This is a genomic window from Paenibacillus humicola, from assembly GCF_028826105.1.
Classification (GTDB): Bacteria; Bacillota; Bacilli; order Paenibacillales; family Paenibacillaceae; genus Paenibacillus_Z; species Paenibacillus_Z humicola.
Genome location: NZ_JAQGPL010000001.1, coordinates 3816157 through 3832361, shown reverse-complemented (window position 1 = coordinate 3832361; position 16205 = coordinate 3816157). Strand labels below are relative to the sequence as shown.

General features: G+C 61.3%; 15 protein-coding genes and 1 other annotated feature. Of the genes, 14 read left to right on the top strand and 1 reads right to left on the bottom strand.

The annotated features are described in order from the left end of the window. Positions 1–3: 3 nt before the first annotated feature. The 10 genes from PD282_RS17800 to leuS all read left to right on the top strand — a co-directional run bounded on the left by PD282_RS17800 (position 4) and on the right by leuS (position 9166). Positions 4–576: a YqeG family HAD IIIA-type phosphatase gene (locus PD282_RS17800; protein WP_338045200.1), complete on the top strand. Its 573-nt coding sequence runs from the start codon at positions 4–6 to the stop codon at positions 574–576. Continuing rightward, entirely contained in the window at positions 573–1694 is a 1122-nt protein-coding gene (gene yqeH, locus PD282_RS17795; RefSeq protein ID WP_274651985.1) for a ribosome biogenesis GTPase YqeH, read from the top strand. The genes PD282_RS17800 and yqeH overlap by 4 nt, the downstream gene beginning before the upstream one ends. 75 nt (positions 1695–1769) lie before the next feature. Further along, entirely contained in the window at positions 1770–2669 is a 900-nt protein-coding gene (gene aroE, locus PD282_RS17790) for a shikimate dehydrogenase (protein ID WP_274651984.1), read from the top strand. Between the two features lie 28 nt (positions 2670–2697). After that, positions 2698–2988 (top strand): ribosome assembly RNA-binding protein YhbY, encoded by a 291-nt coding sequence (gene yhbY / locus PD282_RS17785; protein WP_274651983.1) that lies wholly within the window; start codon positions 2698–2700, stop codon positions 2986–2988. Between the two features lie 74 nt (positions 2989–3062). Further along, positions 3063–3653 carry a nicotinate-nucleotide adenylyltransferase gene (gene nadD / locus PD282_RS17780; RefSeq protein WP_274651982.1) on the top strand — a complete coding sequence of 197 codons (591 nt, stop codon included), beginning with the start codon at positions 3063–3065 and terminating at the stop codon, positions 3651–3653. Continuing rightward, positions 3643–4218: a bis(5'-nucleosyl)-tetraphosphatase (symmetrical) YqeK gene (gene yqeK / locus PD282_RS17775; protein WP_274651981.1), complete on the top strand. Its 576-nt coding sequence runs from the start codon at positions 3643–3645 to the stop codon at positions 4216–4218. Before nadD ends, yqeK begins: the two co-directional genes overlap by 11 nt. After that, positions 4215–4562, top strand: a complete 348-nt coding sequence (rsfS, locus tag PD282_RS17770; RefSeq protein WP_274651980.1) for a ribosome silencing factor — start codon at positions 4215–4217, stop codon at positions 4560–4562. Before yqeK ends, rsfS begins: the two co-directional genes overlap by 4 nt. Continuing rightward, positions 4559–5512 (top strand): CvfB family protein, encoded by a 954-nt coding sequence (locus PD282_RS17765; protein ID WP_274651979.1) that lies wholly within the window; start codon positions 4559–4561, stop codon positions 5510–5512. Before rsfS ends, PD282_RS17765 begins: the two co-directional genes overlap by 4 nt. Positions 5513–5585: 73 nt before the next feature. Further along, complete coding sequence (locus PD282_RS17760; RefSeq protein ID WP_274651978.1) at positions 5586–6359, top strand: class I SAM-dependent DNA methyltransferase; 774 nt, start codon at positions 5586–5588, stop codon at positions 6357–6359. A gap of 62 nt (positions 6360–6421) precedes the next feature. After that, positions 6422–6668 (top strand) — a binding site (T-box leader). Between the two features lie 59 nt (positions 6669–6727). Beyond that, positions 6728–9166, top strand: a complete 2439-nt coding sequence (gene leuS, locus PD282_RS17755) for a leucine--tRNA ligase (RefSeq protein WP_274651977.1) — start codon at positions 6728–6730, stop codon at positions 9164–9166. Between the two features lie 67 nt (positions 9167–9233). On the opposite strand, the gene comER is transcribed toward leuS, so the two are convergent. Further along, positions 9234–10073 carry a late competence protein ComER gene (gene comER / locus PD282_RS17750; protein WP_274651976.1) on the bottom strand — a complete coding sequence of 280 codons (840 nt, stop codon included), beginning with the start codon at positions 10071–10073 and terminating at the stop codon, positions 9234–9236. A gap of 233 nt (positions 10074–10306) precedes the next feature. Between comER and PD282_RS17745 the strand changes: the two genes are divergently transcribed. From PD282_RS17745 to PD282_RS17730, 4 genes are all read left to right on the top strand, one after another. Beyond that, complete coding sequence (locus PD282_RS17745; RefSeq protein WP_274651975.1) at positions 10307–11053, top strand: helix-hairpin-helix domain-containing protein; 747 nt, start codon at positions 10307–10309, stop codon at positions 11051–11053. 257 nt (positions 11054–11310) lie between these two features. Continuing rightward, the gene (locus tag PD282_RS17740) at positions 11311–11841 is read left to right on the top strand and encodes a deoxycytidylate deaminase (RefSeq protein ID WP_274651974.1); all 531 of its coding nucleotides are present in this window, start codon (positions 11311–11313) and stop codon (positions 11839–11841) included. 110 nt (positions 11842–11951) lie between these two features. Continuing rightward, a complete protein-coding gene (locus PD282_RS17735; RefSeq protein WP_274651973.1) occupies positions 11952–15011 on the top strand; it encodes a ComEC/Rec2 family competence protein in 3060 nt (1019 codons plus the stop codon). Between the two features lie 253 nt (positions 15012–15264). Further along, the gene (locus PD282_RS17730; RefSeq protein WP_274651972.1) at positions 15265–16134 is read left to right on the top strand and encodes an AraC family transcriptional regulator; all 870 of its coding nucleotides are present in this window, start codon (positions 15265–15267) and stop codon (positions 16132–16134) included. Positions 16135–16205: the final 71 nt, after the last annotated feature.

Below are 16205 nucleotides of genomic sequence, written 5' to 3'. Positions count from 1 at the left end.
TTTGTGTGGTATAGTTTCGGTGATAGTGAACGCAGGGGAGACAAAGGCATGTTTGAACGGATGTTGCCGCATATGCGCGTCAATACCATTTACGATATCGATTTGCAGGCTTTGCAGAAAAAAGGGCTGAGAGGCATCATTACCGATCTCGACAATACGCTTGTCGGCGCCAAAGTGCCGCTCGCGACGCCGCAGCTCGTGAAATGGCTGGACGTCGTGCGCGACCACGGCTTTCGCGTCGTGATCGTATCGAACAACAACCTGACGCGCGTCTCGAGGTTTGCCGAGCCGCTCCATATCCGCTACGTGCATGCCGCTCGCAAGCCCGCAGGTAAAGCGTTCCTCAAGGCGCTGAAGGAGCTGGCGCTTCCGGCGGAAGAGACGGCGGTCATCGGCGACCAGCTCATGACCGACGTGCTCGGCGGACGGCGGATGGGGCTGTTCACGATTCTCGTCAATCCGATCGCGCCGGGCGATGAAGGCTTTACGACGCGCTTTAACCGGATGATCGAGCGGGTCGCGCTCTCCCGCCTGCGCAAAAAAGGGCTTTGGCCCGAGGAGGAACGCCATTCTTGACGAAACCGATTCATGAGCAGGGAGCTTGCGCCGGCTGCGGCGTCCGGCTGCAAACCGCAGATACGGACAAGCCCGGCTTTGTGCCGGCCGCGGCGCTGGAGCGGGAGCCGGCGATTTGCCAGCGGTGCTTCCGCATCAAAAACTACAACGAAGCGTCCTCGGTCGCCGTCGACCAGGACGACTTTCTCAGGCTGCTGGGCGGCATCGCCGCTACGGACAGCCTTGTCGTACATATCGTCGATATTTTCGACTTCGAAGGCAGTCTGATTTCCGGCCTGCAGCGGTTTGTCGGCAGCAATCCCGTACTGCTCGTCGCGAACAAAATCGATCTGCTGCCAAAAGGAATCAACCTGAACCGCCTTCGCAACTGGGTGCAGAAGCAGGCGAAGGCGCAGGGACTGCGGACCGTCGACATCGTCCTGTGCAGCGCCAAGCGGGGCTTCGGCTTCGAGCACGTGATCGAAGCGCTTGGCAGGCACCGCGGCCGCCGCGACGTGTATGTCGTCGGCGCGACAAATGTCGGGAAATCGACGCTGATCAATAAGCTGATCCGCGATTACAGCGACCTTGGACGCGAGCTGACGACGTCCCGATACCCGGGAACGACGCTGGATGCGGTACACATCCCGCTGGACGACGGTAACGATATCATCGATACGCCGGGCATTGTCTATGCCCACCGGATGACGGAAATCGTCCCGCGCGGCGTGCTGCAGGCGCTGCTTCCGGACAAGCCGGTCAAACAGCTCGTCTATCAGCTGAACGACCGGCAGACGCTGTTCATCGGTGCGCTGGCCCGGATCGATTTTGTGGAAGGCGCGCGGCAGTCGTTTACGCTGTATATCTCGAACGCGCTTTCCGTTCATCGGACGAAGCTGGAGCGGGCGGACGAGCTGTACGCCGAGCACCGCGGCGAAATGCTCGCCCCGCCGAGCCGTGAGCAGCTGGCGGATATGCCGGAATGGACGCGCCACCGGCTGACGGTGAAGCGCGGCGGCGACAACGATGTGTTTATTTCTGGCCTCGGCTGGGTGCACGTCAACGGCGGCGAAGGCGCGCTGATCGACGTTTTTGCACCGAAGGGCGTCCGGGTGCTGCTGCGGGATGCGCTGATTTAACCGCGGCAGGCGGCAGCTTTACGCTCGGAACGAAAAACGGCTTAAAGGTCTGCATGTTGGGAGAGTGAACGTTTCATGGGGACGACGAGCGGCGGGGCGGCGGCACAGGCCGGCACCGCATGGGCGGTCGACAGTCATACGACGCTGTACTGCGTCATCGGCGATCCGGTCCGCCATTCCAAATCGCCGGTTATGCTGAACCGGGCTTTTCAAGAAACGGGCGTGAACGGAATGTATATCGCCTTTCATATAATGAAGGAGCGGCTCGGCGACTTTGCCGCCGGCGTGAGGGCCATGGGCATCCGCGGCGTCAACGTGACGATTCCGCACAAGCTGGACATCATGCCGTTTCTGGACGAAATCGACGAAAGTGCGGAAGCGATCGGCGCCGTCAATACGATTGTGAACGAAGACGGAAGGCTGATCGGCTTTAACACGGACGGCATCGGCTATGTCCGGTCGCTCAAGGAAGAAGCGGAGCCGGAGCTCGCCGGCAAGCATGTGCTGATCGTCGGCGCCGGCGGGGCGACGCGCGGGATCCTCTACGCGCTGTGCAAAGAATCGCCAGGGCGGATCACGATCGTGAACCGGACGCCGGAACGCGCCCAGGCGCTGGCTGAAGCGTTTAAAGGAAGCGCCGACCTTCGCGCGATCGGCTGGGACCGGCTGCGGGACGCCTGCGCGGAAGCCGACATCGTGATCAATACGACGCCGGCGGGCATGCATCCGAACGTGGACGAGGTTCCGTTCGACCCGTCGTGGCTGAAGCCCGGCACGGTCGCGAGCGATTTGATATACAATCCGCTGACGACCCGTTTTCTGTCCTCGGCGGAGGATCGGGGCTGCCGCATTCACGGCGGGCTGGGCATGTTTATTTACCAGGGCGCATATGCATTCGAGTACTGGACAGGTGTGCCCGCCCCGGTGGCGGCAATGCGCGAGACGGTGCTGGAGGCGCTCGGACGCGAACGTTAAAATTGACGACGAAGGAACGAACAATACGATGCTGACAGGGAAGCAAAAACGACATCTGCGGGCGCTCGCGCACCATTTGACACCGGTATTTCAGGTGGGCAAAGGAGGCGCGAACGAGCATCTCGTCCGCCATGTGCAGGAAGCGATCGAAAAGCGGGAGCTGCTGAAGGTTTCGGTGCTGAACAACTGCCTGGACGACCCGAAGGAGATCGGGGAATGGGTCGCGGCGGAAGCGGGCGCCGAGCTCGTCCAAGTGATCGGCAAGACGATCGTGCTCTACAAGGAATCGAAGGATCATAAGACGATTGAGCTGCCATAGGCGGCCGCGTCTCGATATCGGCGGTTGTCGGGCGGAGTATCCGCACGTGCTGCTGCGGGGAGGAAAAGGTTACGGTGTTAAAAGTCGGCATAATGGGCGGCACGTTCGACCCGATTCATTTCGGCCATTTGCTTGCTGCCGAGACGGCGCGCGAGACATGCGGGCTGGACGAGATATGGTTCGTCCCGTCCTGCAAGCCGCCGCTTAAGGCTGGCGAGCCCGAGGCGGACGGCGGATTCCGGCTCGAAATGGTATACCGCGCCATCGATTTTCAGCCGCATTTCCGGGCGATGGATATCGAGCTGGAGCGCGGCGGCACGAGCTATTCGATCGATACGGTGCGGTCGCTTCAAGAGCTGTACCCGGGCAGAACGTTCAGCTATATCATCGGCTCCGACCGTGTCAATGATCTGCCGAAATGGCACCGGATCGAGGAGCTGGCGGACGTCGTCGATTTTATCGGGGTCGAACGGCCGGGAGAATCCATCGACAAGGACAGGCTGCCTGCTTTTATTAGCGGAAAGCTGCGCATCGCGCAAATGCCGCAAATCGGCATATCGTCAACGGATATACGGAAGCGCTGCGCCGAAGGACGGTCGATTCGTTTCCTCGTGCCCGAGAAAGTGTATTCGTTTATAAAAAGGAACGGTCTGTATGAATCGTAACACGATGATGGAAGCGGTTCGCGCTGAAATGCCGGAGCGCCGGTGGGCGCATACGCTCGGCGTCATGGAGACGGCGGTCAAGCTCGCCGAGCGTTTCGGCGGGGACCCGGAGAAGGCGGACCGGGCGGCGATTTTGCACGATGTGGCGAAGTATTGGCCGACGGCGAGGATGGAAACGATCATCCGCGGGCAGGGACTGCCCGCCGATCTGCTGGACTATGATAAGGAACTGTGGCACGCGCCTGTCGGCGCGTTCGTGGCGGAGCGGGATTACGGCGTGTCCGACCATCAGGTGCTGGACGCGATCCGCTACCATACGTCGGGACGGGAGCGCATGACGCTGCTCGACAAAATCGTCTGCCTGGCCGACTATATGGAGCCCGGACGCGATTTTCCCGGGGTGCATAAAATCCGGGAATTAGCCGAGCATAGTTTGGAGAAGGCGCTGATCGCCGGGTTCGACTCGACGATTTCATATTTGCTGGCGCAGGGCAAAAGGATTTATCCATTGACGGTGGCGGCGCGCAATGATTTGATTTTAACGGTGCGGGAGGCTGAGCAATGACGGTGAAAGCGGACGAACTGATGCAGCTCGTGGTGGCTGCGGCGGAGGACAAAAAAGCGCATCAAATCGTGGCGCTCAATCTGACGGGCGTATCGCTGGTGGCGGATTATTTTGTAATCTGCCACGGTAATTCCGATACGCAGGTGCAGGCGATCACGACGGAAATTCGCAAGCGGGCGGAAGAAAGCGGAGCGCGCGTGCGCGGCGTTGAAGGGATGGATTCGGCAAGGTGGGTGCTGGTCGATCTCGGTGATGTCGTCGTTCACGTGTTCCACCGCGACGAGCGCGAATATTACAGCCTGGAGCGGCTTTGGTCCGACGCGAAGGTCGTGGAGTTCGCATGAGCCTCATTGCGGGGACGATACAAAAGCTGAGGGTGGCGCGCGAAGTGCCGCCCTACGGCTTTTTCCTGACCGACGGCGACTCGGAAGTGCTGATGCATTATACGGAAATCATCGACAAAAAACCGAAGCCGGGCGCAGAAGTCGACGTGTTCCTGTACTTTGATTCGGAAGACCGTCCGGCCGCCACGATGAAAAAGCCGCTGATTACGCTCGGCGATGTGGCCCGGCTGGCCGTGGCCGATCTTCACCCGCGCATCGGCGCATTTCTGGAGATGGGGCTCGGCCGCCAGCTGCTGCTGCCGATGTCGGAGCAGCCGGAAGCGAAGGAGCTGCGGCCGCAGCGCGGCGACGAAGTGTACGTGACGCTCGCGCACGACAAAGCCGGCCGCCTGGTGGCGAAAACGGCAAGCGAGGAGCAGCTGGCGAAGCTGGCTTTTCGCGTGCCGTCAGCCTGGCGCCATACTTGGGTGGAGGGCTGGGTGACCAAAACGCTGAAGCTCGGTTCCTTTGTCCTGATCGACGGCGGCGTGATCGGCTTCGGCGCCATGGGGCTCATTCCGGAAAGCGAGCGTTCGCATCCGTTAAGGCTGGGCGAGCGCGCCCGCGCGCGAGTAACGTTCGTGCGCGAGGACGGGCGGGTCAACCTGTCGATGGTTCCTCCGAAGGAAGTCGGCCGCGTGGAGGATGCCGACCGGATTCTGGCCTTTCTGGAAGAGCGGCCAGGCGGCAGAATGCCGTATTCCGACGAAACGCCGGCCGATATCATTAAGCAGAAGTTCGGCATCAGCAAATCGGCGTTCAAGCGCGCGGTCGGCAAGCTGATGCGCGACGGCCGCGCGAAGCAGCTGGGCGGCTGGACCGAGCTGGTTCAGGCCGAAGAGGCGGCCGGAGCGTCCGGTAAGGACGGGCACCGCGACGGGGACGGCCCGGAGGCCGGGGGGACGGACTAAAAAAAGCCGGCAGTGCGGGACAAATGCCCGTCATGACCGGTGAACGATTTTACATCATGGGAGGATGACATCGATGCATGCTTACCGGCAATTCGCGGCTGTGTACGACCGTCTGATGGAGGATATGCCTTACCCTGAATGGATGCGTTTCGCCAGATCCTGCTGGGAACGGTATGGCGTTCCGAAGACGATCGCCGATTTGGGCTGCGGGACGGGCAACCTGTCGATTCCGCTGGCGCGGTCGGGCTTTCACGTTTACGCCATCGATCTGTCGGCGGAAATGCTGACGATCGGACGCAACAAATGGGACGCCTCGCCGCAGCATACGTTCCGCACGCAGGAGGGTTCTATCCGCTGGCTGCAGCAGGATATGCGCGACTGGGAGCTTCCGCAGCCGGTCGACGCCGTCATCTCGTTCTGCGACTGCGTCAATTATTTGACGGAGGAGGACGACGTCGAGGCGGCGTTCCGGGCCGCGTACGGACAGTTGAAGAGCGGAGGCGTTTTTCTGTTCGACGTTCACGCTCCGCGGACGCTCGCGCGCTACGCCGGCGAACAGCCCTTCGTGCTGGACGAACGCGATATCGCTTATATATGGACGTGCGAGCTCGATCGGGAGCGGACCGAAATCGAGCATAAACTGACGATTTTCGCCCGCGAGGGCGAGTCGCGCGACGCGCGGTATGCCCGGATCGAGGAAACGCACGTGCAGCGGGCGTATGAACCGGCTTGGCTCCGCGGCGCGCTGGCCAGAGCGGGCTTCGGGAACATCGAAATCTATGCCGACTTCCGGCTGGAGCCGCCGAACGCCGAATCGGAACGGATTTTTTTCGCCGCGGTGAAATAATTCGGGCGGTCCGCGCTTGACAGGCCGCAAACGCTTTTTTATAATCGAACTAACATTTTTTAATGCAGGCTTTGAAGAGGAGCAGTAGTTTTAACGCGCCCGGATCAGAGAACCGGCGGTTGGTGCAAGCCGGTCCGGCGCGGAGACGAACTCGCCTTGGAGCCGCGCGTCAAACTGGCCGCAGACCGTCGTCCGCCGCCGCGAAACGCGCCGTTTCGCCCGCGATAAGGGCTTCGAGTGAGCGGCGGCAAAGCATGCCTGCCGCTAACTAGGGTGGTACCACGGGAGACGAGTCCTCCCGTCCCTAGCGTTAACGCTGGGGGCGGGAGGTTTTTTGCATTTTCGTCAAGATCAGGGAGGACAAGAAGATGGCGCAGGATCGTCAGGAATTTGGCTACCGTCCGCAGGAGCTGGAGCCGAAATGGCAGCAATATTGGGATCGGCACAAGACGTTTCAAACGAAAGAAGACCCGGACAAACCGAAATTTTATGCGCTCGACATGTTCCCGTATCCGTCTGGGGCCGGGCTGCACGTCGGCCATCCGGAAGGCTATACGGCAACGGACATCGTATCCCGCTACAAACGGATGCGCGGCTATAACGTGCTGCATCCGATGGGCTGGGACGCGTTCGGACTGCCGGCGGAGCAGCACGCGCTCGATACCGGCGAGCATCCGCGCGACATTACGGTGAAGAACATCAACAACTTTCGCCGCCAGATCAAATCGCTCGGCTTCTCATACGACTGGGACCGGGAATTCAGTACGACCGATCCCGATTATCACAAATGGACGCAGTGGATTTTCATCCAGCTGTATAAGAAGGGACTGGCCTATGTTGCCGAGGTGCCCGTGAACTGGTGCCCCGCGCTCGGGACGGTGCTTGCGAACGAGGAAGTGATCAACGGCCTCAGCGAACGAGGCGGCCATCCGGTCATCCGCAAGCCGATGCGCCAATGGGTGCTGAAAATTACGGAATATGCCGAACGGCTGCTGGAGGATCTCGAAGAGCTGGACTGGTCCGAGAGCATCAAGGACATGCAGCGCAACTGGATCGGCAAATCGAAGGGCGCGGAGGTGACGTTTGCGGTCGACGGGTACGACGAGTCGCTCGTCGTCTTTACGACCCGTCCGGACACGCTGTTCGGCGCCACGTACTGCGTCCTTGCGCCGGAGCACGAGCTGGTGGAGAAAATCGCTTCGCCGGAGCAGAAAGCTGCGGTTGAAGCGTACCGGGAAGCGGCGGCGCGCAAGAGCGATCTCGAGCGGACGGATTTGGCGAAGGACAAAACCGGCGTCTTTACCGGCGCGTACGCGGTCAATCCGGTTAACGGCGCGAAGGTGCCGATTTGGATCGCCGATTACGTGCTGGCCGGCTACGGCACGGGCGCCATTATGGCGGTGCCGGGGCACGACCAGCGCGACTGGGAATTCGCCAAGCAGTTCGAGCTGCCGATCGTTGAGGTCGTGCAGGGCGGCGATCTGTCGAAGGAAGCGTTCGCCGGCGACGGCCCGCACGTGAATTCGGATTTTCTGAACGGGCTGCATAACGAAGCTGCCATCAAACGGATGATCGAAAAGCTGGAAGCGAGCGGCAGGGGCAAGGGGAAGGTGACGTACCGGCTGCGCGACTGGCTGTTCAGCCGCCAGCGCTATTGGGGCGAGCCGATCCCGATCCTGCATCTGGAGGACGGCACGATGAAGCCGGTGCCGGAGGACCAGCTGCCGCTTCGGCTGCCGGACGTCGAGCAGATCAAGCCGTCGGGAACGGGCGAATCGCCGCTGGCCAACGTGAAGGAATGGGTCGAGACGGTGGACCCGGAGACCGGCATGAAGGCGCGCCGCGAGACGAACACGATGCCGCAGTGGGCGGGGAGCTGCTGGTATTACCTGCGTTTTATCGACCCGCATAACGACAAGGAGCTTTGCTCGCCGGAGAAGCAGAAGGAATGGCTGCCGGTCGATCTGTACATCGGAGGCGCGGAGCATGCGGTGCTCCATTTGCTGTATGCGCGTTTTTGGCACAAGGTGCTGTACGACCTTGGCGTCGTCGCGACGAAAGAGCCGTTCCATAAGCTGGTTAACCAGGGCATGATTCTCGGCACGAACAACGAGAAAATGTCCAAATCGCGCGGCAACGTGATCAATCCGGACGATATCGTCGGCGAATTCGGGGCGGACACGCTGCGGATGTATGAAATGTTTATGGGGCCGCTTGAGGCGACGAAGCCGTGGAATACGAACGGCGTGGAGGGCATGTCCCGGTTCCTCGCCCGCGTTTGGCGGCTGTTCGTCGGCGAGGACGGCGGGCTAAACCCGCGCATTGCGGACGGCGAAGCGGCCGAATCGTTCAAGCGCACATGGAACCGGACGATCAAGAAGGTTGGCGACGACTACGAGCATCTGCGGTTTAACACTGCGATCAGCCAGTTGATGATTTTCGTCAACGATGCGTACAAAGCGGAAACGCTGCCGCGGAAGGCGATGGAGCATTTCGTGCAAATGCTGTCGCCGCTCGCGCCGCATATCGCCGAAGAGCTGTGGGCGAAGTTAGGCCATGGCGAATCGGTGACCTACGAGCCGTGGCCGTCTTATGAAGAGGCGTGGACGGTCGATCAGGAGATCGAAATCGTGGTGCAGGTAAACGGTAAAATCGTCGATCGCCTGTCGATTCCGGCCGACATGGAAGCCCCGGAGATGGAGGAGACCGCGAAGCGGTCGGAGAAGGTCAAGGAAGCGACCGCCGGTAAAACGGTGCGCAAAGTCATTGCCGTCAAAGGCAAGCTCGTCAATATTGTCGCGAACTGACGCCGCTTCGGCTGCATGCGGCAAAAAATAGACAAAGAGGTGAGGGCTTCTTAACGCAAAGCATGCGTTAAGAGCCGTTCACCTCTTTGCTGTTTAAGGCGACGGCCAAATGCTCCAGATCGTCGCGGTATTTCGCATGGGTCGTCTTGATGACGGCATTGAAGACACCGTCCAGCTCCCGTTCCAGCAGCGCCAGCGCTTTGGCGGTAATGCCGCCGGGAACGGCGACGCGCGCCTGCAGCTCCTCAGGCGTCATGCCGCCCTCGGTAAGCAGCTGGCCGGTGCCGAGCAGCATCGTGCTGGCGATGAGCAGGGCTTCGCTGCGGTCGATACCGGTTTCCTCGACGGCGGCGTCAACGAACCGCTGCAGCACGAAGGCCATGAAAGCGGGTCCGCAGCTGGACAGGTCGGAGACGATCCGGGTATGTTTTTCGTCGATAACAAGCGGTTCGCTGATCGCGGCCAGGAGACCGTTCAGCTGCGCCCGGTCGGCGGCCGTTACCCGGCTGCCGTACATGCACAGCGTCGAGCCGCAGCACAAATAGTTCGTGATGCTCGGGATGACCTTGGCAATTTTGCACGGCAGCAGCTCTTCGAGCTGGTCGAGCAGCACCGGGCTCGTGATCGAGATCACCAGCTGATGCGGCTCCAGCACGCCGCGCAAATCCTCGATCACGTTTTTATATTCGTGGGGCTTGATGCATAAGAAAATCATGTCGCGTTTTTCGGCCGCTTCGCGGTTCGTAGGGACGGCACGCAGGCCGAAATGCCGGTAGGCGAGCCGCTCCGCTTTGGCAAATGTACGGTTGCTGGCCGTTATTTGCGACGGTTCGAGCGCGCCCGAGCCGATAAAGGCCTCGATTAGCAGGCTGCCCATGCTTCCGATTCCGATAAAACCGACATTCATCACAATTCCTCCCTGACGTTGCGCGTAAGGTGTCCCGGCTTTCGGCTCGAGCCGCTAATCGGGGGTACGCGCATATGGACGGATCGGCTTGATGCGTACTGCCGCCTGCTGCTTGTCGAAACCGGCGGACGCCCAAGCGCTCTTACTACAATATGCGGGGCAGCATGGCCAGATAACCCGGGTTTTGACGGAAAGAGAAGAAAAATTAACGATTTCGAATGGGAGGCTCGAACATGCAGATGTTCAACAAGCGGCTGGGCCGGCGGGATAAACCGGCGCTCATTTCACTCGTCATCCTTGCAATCGGTGCTGTCATGCTGGCCACCGCGCTGCTGCTGCAGCGGAATGCCTATGAGCCGCCCGGCTGGCAGCCGGTTAACGGGCAAGTCGCGGAGGCGCTGGAGCGGCTGGACGATGCGGGGAAAGCCGCTTCAGGCGCACTTGAAGTGCAGGAGACTGAGACCGCGGCGCAGACTGACGCGGTGAAAGCGGGAAGGAAAGCCGATGCGGGTGAGAATGCCGGCATGGGTGGGAATGCCGATGCGGATGGGAATGCCGGCACGGGTGGGAAAGCCGATGCGGGCGGGAATGCCGGCCCAGGCGTCGGAAGCGGTGCAGGCTCGGCCGCTGGCACTCAGGATGGCGCCGTCTCTGTGGGCTTGCATGAAAGCGGCCGTTCTGATCAAGCTTCTCGTGTCGGAGGGCCGTCAGGTTCCAGCGCTGCCGTCGGTGAACCTGCTGCAGGTTCCGATGGCGAGAAGTCTCCCGCGGCAGGGAACGAGGGCCGAATCGATATCAACCGCGCAGCCGAGCCCGAGCTCGACGCGCTGCCCGGAATCGGCGAGTCGAAAGCGAAGGCCATTGTCGACGAAAGGGATCGGAACGGACCGTTCCGGTCCGCGGACGATTTGCTGCGCGTGAAGGGAATCGGGCCTAAGCTGCTGGACAAAATAAAGCCCTTCATTGTCGCCGGCCCGTGAATATGCGACAATAAAAGCTGTACGCGCGAGACGACGATGAACCGGATGCTGCAGCGGGAGTCCGATTTCCGTTTGCGGTTTCTCCTAAGGCGCAGGCGGCTTTAAGGAGGAAGTTCCCCCGCGTATTTTCAATAAGGCTGCTAAAGCGTTTATTTGAAGCCGCAAACACCGGCGCTGAATGCTTTTTGCACATTTACAACTATGCTGGCAGAAGCCGGCACGCGATTAAACAACACAAGAGGAGCGTATTCGAACCGATGGCGGCACAATCGCAAGACAGCGCACGCAAGGATTGGGACACTTATTTCATGGATATCGCCTATATGGTATCAACCCGGTCGCGCTGCCCGAGAAGACATGTGGGAGCCGTGCTCGTGCAGGGAAAAAAACTGCTGGGAACGGCTTATAACGGAGCCCCGATGGGCGTGGCGGACTGCTCGGAAGCGGGCTGTATGATCGTGGAGGAAGTCGAGGTCGAAACGAGCGGCGGAGAGGAGAAAATGATCCGGAAGCAGCGCTGCATCCGGACGATTCACGCCGAGCAAAATTTGCTTCTTTTCACAGACCGGATCGACCGTGAAGGGTCGACCGTATATGTCACCGACCAGCCCTGCTGGACATGCGCCAACATGCTGGCGAACAGCGGCATTAACGAAATCGTCTATCACCGGCCCTATCCGAAGGACAGCGAGAAGGTCGCGGACCTGATGGCACAGAAAGGGATAACGTTCCGGACGCTGGCCGGCTACGAGCCGCCGGCGCAGGCGGGCATGAATGTGATTTCGTAAACACAAATCAGCAGGGCAAGCGGGGAAGAACCTCCGGCCAGCGTCTAAGATGACGCGCCGGAGGTTTTTTTGATTTAAAGGAAACTTTTCGTCAACGGAGGAACTGTTCAATGAAGCAAAGACCGCTCGTTGCATTTGCGATTTGCTGGGTGGCGGGGAGCCTGGCGGCGGCTGCGCTGACCATGACCGGGACGGTGTTTGCCGGCGTGGGATTTGCGCTTGCGCTGCTCGCGGCGGCGCTGGGCGGGCGGATCGGCCGGCCGCTCGCCTTTGCCTGCCTGGCCGCATACGGCCTCGCGGCAGGGGAACGCGCTTGGTCGGACGCGCGCAACGCGACCGCGCTCACGGACCTGCTCGCCGCCGCCGAGGCGGCGGGACCTTCGGCTGCGCCGTCTTTCCCCGCCGAAGCCGAAGGGACGATCGCGTCCGCCGTTCAAATCGACGGCGACCGCGTGCAGTTCCGCGTGACGGCGGATACCGTCCGCGTCCGGGACGAGCGGGCGCCGCGGCGGCTGGGCGGCGAGCGCCTGCTCGTACAGGTGCGGCTCGCCGAGCGGGCGGAGCTTGCCGCGGCGGCCGGCTGGCGGCGCGGCGACCGGGTCCGCGTCGCCGGCGAGCTAGAGCGGCCCGCAGGGCCGACCAATTTCGACGGCTTCGATTACCGCCGCTATTTGCGCAGCCAGCGCATCCACTGGCTGCTGAAGGCCGGCGGTGCATCGGCCGTCTCGGCGCACGCCGGCCCGCGGCTGCAGGCGGCGTCGCTGCTCGGCCTGATCGACGATGCCCGCGCATCGCTCGGCAGCCGGATGGAGCGGCTGTTCCCGGCCGAACAGGCCGGCTACATGAAAGGGCTCGTGCTCGGCATCGCCGACGACCTCGATCCCGATTTGTACCGCCGCTTCTCGCAGCTCGGACTGACGCATATTCTGGCCATTTCCGGCCTTCATGTGGCCGTTTTTCTGTATGTGCTCGGCGCGCTGCTGAAGCTGCTTCGCTTGACGCGCGAACGGACGCTCGCCGTTATGATGGCGGGAGTACCGCTGTACGTACTGCTTGCGGGTGGCTCGCCGTCCGTCGTCCGCTCGGGGCTCATGGCGGTTCTCGGCCTTGCCGCCGCTCGCATGAACCGTCTGAAGGACGGCCTGCATCTGCTCGCCGCGGCTGCGTTGTTTATGCTGGCATGGGACCCGTATATGCTGGAAAACGTCGGCTTCCAGCTGTCCTTTCTGGTGACCGCCGGCCTTATTTTGGGCGTGCCGCCGGTGCGACGGCTGTTTCCGGCGGGCGGCAGGCTGAAGCCGCTGTACGATCTCGTGGCGGTCAGCGTCATCGCGCAGGCGGTATCGTTTCCGCTAACCGTTTATTATTTCAATCAGTTCCATCTGCTGTCGCTTCCGGCGAATCTCATACTTGTGCCGTTTATCAGCTTCATTGTTATGCCGCTGGGCGGCGGAGCGCTTCTGCTAGACGCGCTGTGGCATCCGGCCGGCCGTCTGATCGCATTGGCCGCATCGGCCGCAAACGAGCTGACCTTCGGCTTAATCGAGCGGTTGAGTGCCATTCAGCCTCTTCGGCTTATATGGGCTGCACCGCCCGTCTGGTGGATTGCCGCGATGTATGCGGCGATCGCGCTGACGATCGCGTCACTCGGCCGATTTGCCGGCAGGCCGGCCGCAGCCTCCTCGAACCCGCACCAGGCGCCGGACGAACTAACGGTCCCGGCGGAGGACACAACGACCGCGCCGCTGCTTTCGCCGGCTGCGAAGCGCAGGCGGCAGCATGCCGGCGCCGCAGATCTGCGTCTCGACGCTCGCGGTACCGGCTCGGCCGGCACGCAGCCGCTACCGGCCGGACAGGAGGCTGCGTTTGCGGCGGCCGGGATAAGCGGCGCTTCGCTGAACTTGGCCCATGCAGGCGCCGACCCGATCGGCGGGACGCAGCCGTTAAGGGGCGGACAGCCGGCTGCGCCCGCAGCCGCCAAAGCGATCTGCGCCCCGTTATTCCCGGCGGTTCATCGCAAGAGCGGCATTCATCGGGCGACCGCGGCCGGCGCCGCGATCCTCCTGGCTGCGCTGCTGGTCTTCGCGTATTTCCCCGATTGGGCGAGCCGCAGCGCCTCGGTGTCGTTTCTTGATGTCGGGCAGGGCGACTCCATTCTGATCCGGTCGGCGGCCGGCAAAACGATACTGGTCGACGGCGGCGGGGCAGTCGTCTTTCGCAAACCGGACGAGCAGTGGAGGGAAAGGCACGACCCGTTCGAGGTCGGGCGCAAGGTCGTCGTGCCGCTGCTGCAGAAGCGCGGCGTCCATGCCATCGACCTGCTCGTGCTGTCCCATCTTGACAGCGACCATATTAAAGGCGCGCTGGCAGTCGTGGATACGATCCCCGTCCGGGGTATCATGTGGAACGGAACCGTTAAGCCGTCGGACGACGCCGTCCGGCTGCTGCAAGCCGCAGTCGGCAAGCGAATTCCGCTGTTCAAAGCGTCCGCCGGACAAAGCTGGAGCATGGATGCGCGCTCCCGTTTGACGGTCATCGGCGGAGCGGATGCGATTCAGCCGGCCGGACAAGAGGGAGCGGTTCCGACCGTCGAAGAGCAGAACGGCCAAAGCGTTGCGCTTCTGCTGGAGCTTTATGGCCGCACCTTTCTGTTGACGGGCGATGCCGATGCGGCCGAGGAACGGCGGCTGCTCGCCGGGCTGCCGCCGCAGTCCGGCATGGCCGTGTCTGCCGGGCCGCCGCCTCAATCCGGCGCGGCCGCATCCGCCGGCCCGCCGGCCAATCGCGGCGATGCCGCGGCAGGTGCTTCCCTGCCGCGTCAGGCCGCCGCCGGCTCGCCCGCAGGCGGCCCACCCGCCGCCGGCTCGCCCGCTGCCCGGGCGGCATCACTGCGGCCGCCGCTTCTTCCGCAGCCGCCGGTCGACGTGATGAAGGTATCCCATCACGGGAGTAAAACGTCGACGACGGCTGAGTGGCTCGCGTATTGGCATCCGCAGACGGCGGTCATTTCCGTTGGCCGGAACAACATTTACGGACATCCGAACGCCGCGGTGACCGGCCGGCTGCGGGAAGCCGGCATTCGCGTGCGCCGGACGGACACGGACGGCGAGGTGCAGTTTCGCATTGCGCCGGACGGGGGCTTGTACGTCCGAACCCGGCTGGCAAAATAACGCTCGCTAACCATGTCGATCGTTTCGGGCCCCAAATGACTTCCGCGCAATCGCATCAACCGTTTGACCCGCTTCGCCACCGGATGCCAATCCGAAGCATGCAGCCGCCAGGCATCCAACATCCGGATAACCGGGCCGACAACCTGTAGGAGCCGCTTTGACAAATCGGGGCGGCCCCGATATAATGTCAGAATGTAAACGCATTCTTTTTTTGATGTAAGCAGACAACCATGTTTACTGAGGAGGAGAGTGTATGAAAGCCGCCTTTGAGGTCCAGAATCAATACGAAGAGATCCAAATGGACATTTGTATTTTATCGGACCTTCATGCGCTTGCGCATTGGCATGTCGACGTGGAATTGGTTTACGTGATCGAAGGCGCGGTTCAAATGGGAATCAATGAGGAGCAGCGGGTTTTGCAGGCCGGCGATATCGGAATCTGCTGCAGCAACGATATCCACTTTTTCTCTTCGGAGATCAGCAATTCGGTCATCTTGATCAAATGTTTGCCTGAATATATCGATGGCTACGGAACGTGGCAAAAAAATCATATTTTCAACAGCCCGTTTATCGAGGCCAAATCCGTCGGGCAGCCGGGGGGACTTGACCGCGACGTTTACGACAACATGAAAGCGCTGTTCCACAGCCTCTTTCGGGAAATGAACGACCATCGCGATTTCTATAAGCTGTTTGCGAAAAGCAAGCTGCTCGAGCTGTGCGGCCTGATGCTGAGGCATCTGCCGAAACAGGAGTGCGAAACGAAGCGGGAGCAGAGCGACTCCAGCATCAAGCTCGTCCAGGAATCGCTGCGGTATATCGAGAAAAATGTGATGAACAACCCGTCGCTCGAGGAAATCGCCCGGACGATGAACATCAGCCCGTATTATTTTTCCCGAATCTTCAATAAGGTGATCGGCATGAATTTGAAGGCGTATCAAAACATGCTCCGCCTCAACAAGGCCGAGAACATGATCGTATGCGACAAGGCGCCGATCACCGACATTGCGTACCAGTGCGGCTTCAACAGCATTCGGACCTTCAACCGGTGCTTCCGGCTCGTGAAAGGCTATTCGCCTTCCGATCTGCGCAAGCCCGCTATTGCCGCCGCGGTCTCACAGCATTAATTTCCGCCCCTAAGTCTTCGAACGGAAATCGGCATCTGCCGGTTCCGTCGAAGGCTTTTTTTATGCGATTC

Bases quoted from the DNA above. Each gene is read 5' to 3' on its own strand.
- aroE (WP_274651984.1), top strand. From the start codon at position 1,770: ATGGGGACGACGAGCGGCGGGGCGGCGGCACAGGCCGGCACCGCATGG.
- yhbY (WP_274651983.1), top strand. From the start codon at position 2,698: ATGCTGACAGGGAAGCAAAAACGACATCTGCGGGCGCTCGCGCACCAT.
- yqeK (WP_274651981.1), top strand. From the start codon at position 3,643: ATGAATCGTAACACGATGATGGAAGCGGTTCGCGCTGAAATGCCGGAG.
- rsfS (WP_274651980.1), top strand. From the start codon at position 4,215: ATGACGGTGAAAGCGGACGAACTGATGCAGCTCGTGGTGGCTGCGGCG.
- PD282_RS17765 (WP_274651979.1), top strand. From the start codon at position 4,559: ATGAGCCTCATTGCGGGGACGATACAAAAGCTGAGGGTGGCGCGCGAA.
- PD282_RS17760 (WP_274651978.1), top strand. From the start codon at position 5,586: ATGCATGCTTACCGGCAATTCGCGGCTGTGTACGACCGTCTGATGGAG.
- leuS (WP_274651977.1), top strand. From the start codon at position 6,728: ATGGCGCAGGATCGTCAGGAATTTGGCTACCGTCCGCAGGAGCTGGAG.
- comER (WP_274651976.1), bottom strand. From the start codon at position 10,073: ATGAATGTCGGTTTTATCGGAATCGGAAGCATGGGCAGCCTGCTAATC.
- PD282_RS17745 (WP_274651975.1), top strand. From the start codon at position 10,307: ATGCAGATGTTCAACAAGCGGCTGGGCCGGCGGGATAAACCGGCGCTC.
- PD282_RS17740 (WP_274651974.1), top strand. From the start codon at position 11,311: ATGGCGGCACAATCGCAAGACAGCGCACGCAAGGATTGGGACACTTAT.
- PD282_RS17735 (WP_274651973.1), top strand. From the start codon at position 11,952: ATGAAGCAAAGACCGCTCGTTGCATTTGCGATTTGCTGGGTGGCGGGG.
- PD282_RS17730 (WP_274651972.1), top strand. From the start codon at position 15,265: ATGAAAGCCGCCTTTGAGGTCCAGAATCAATACGAAGAGATCCAAATG.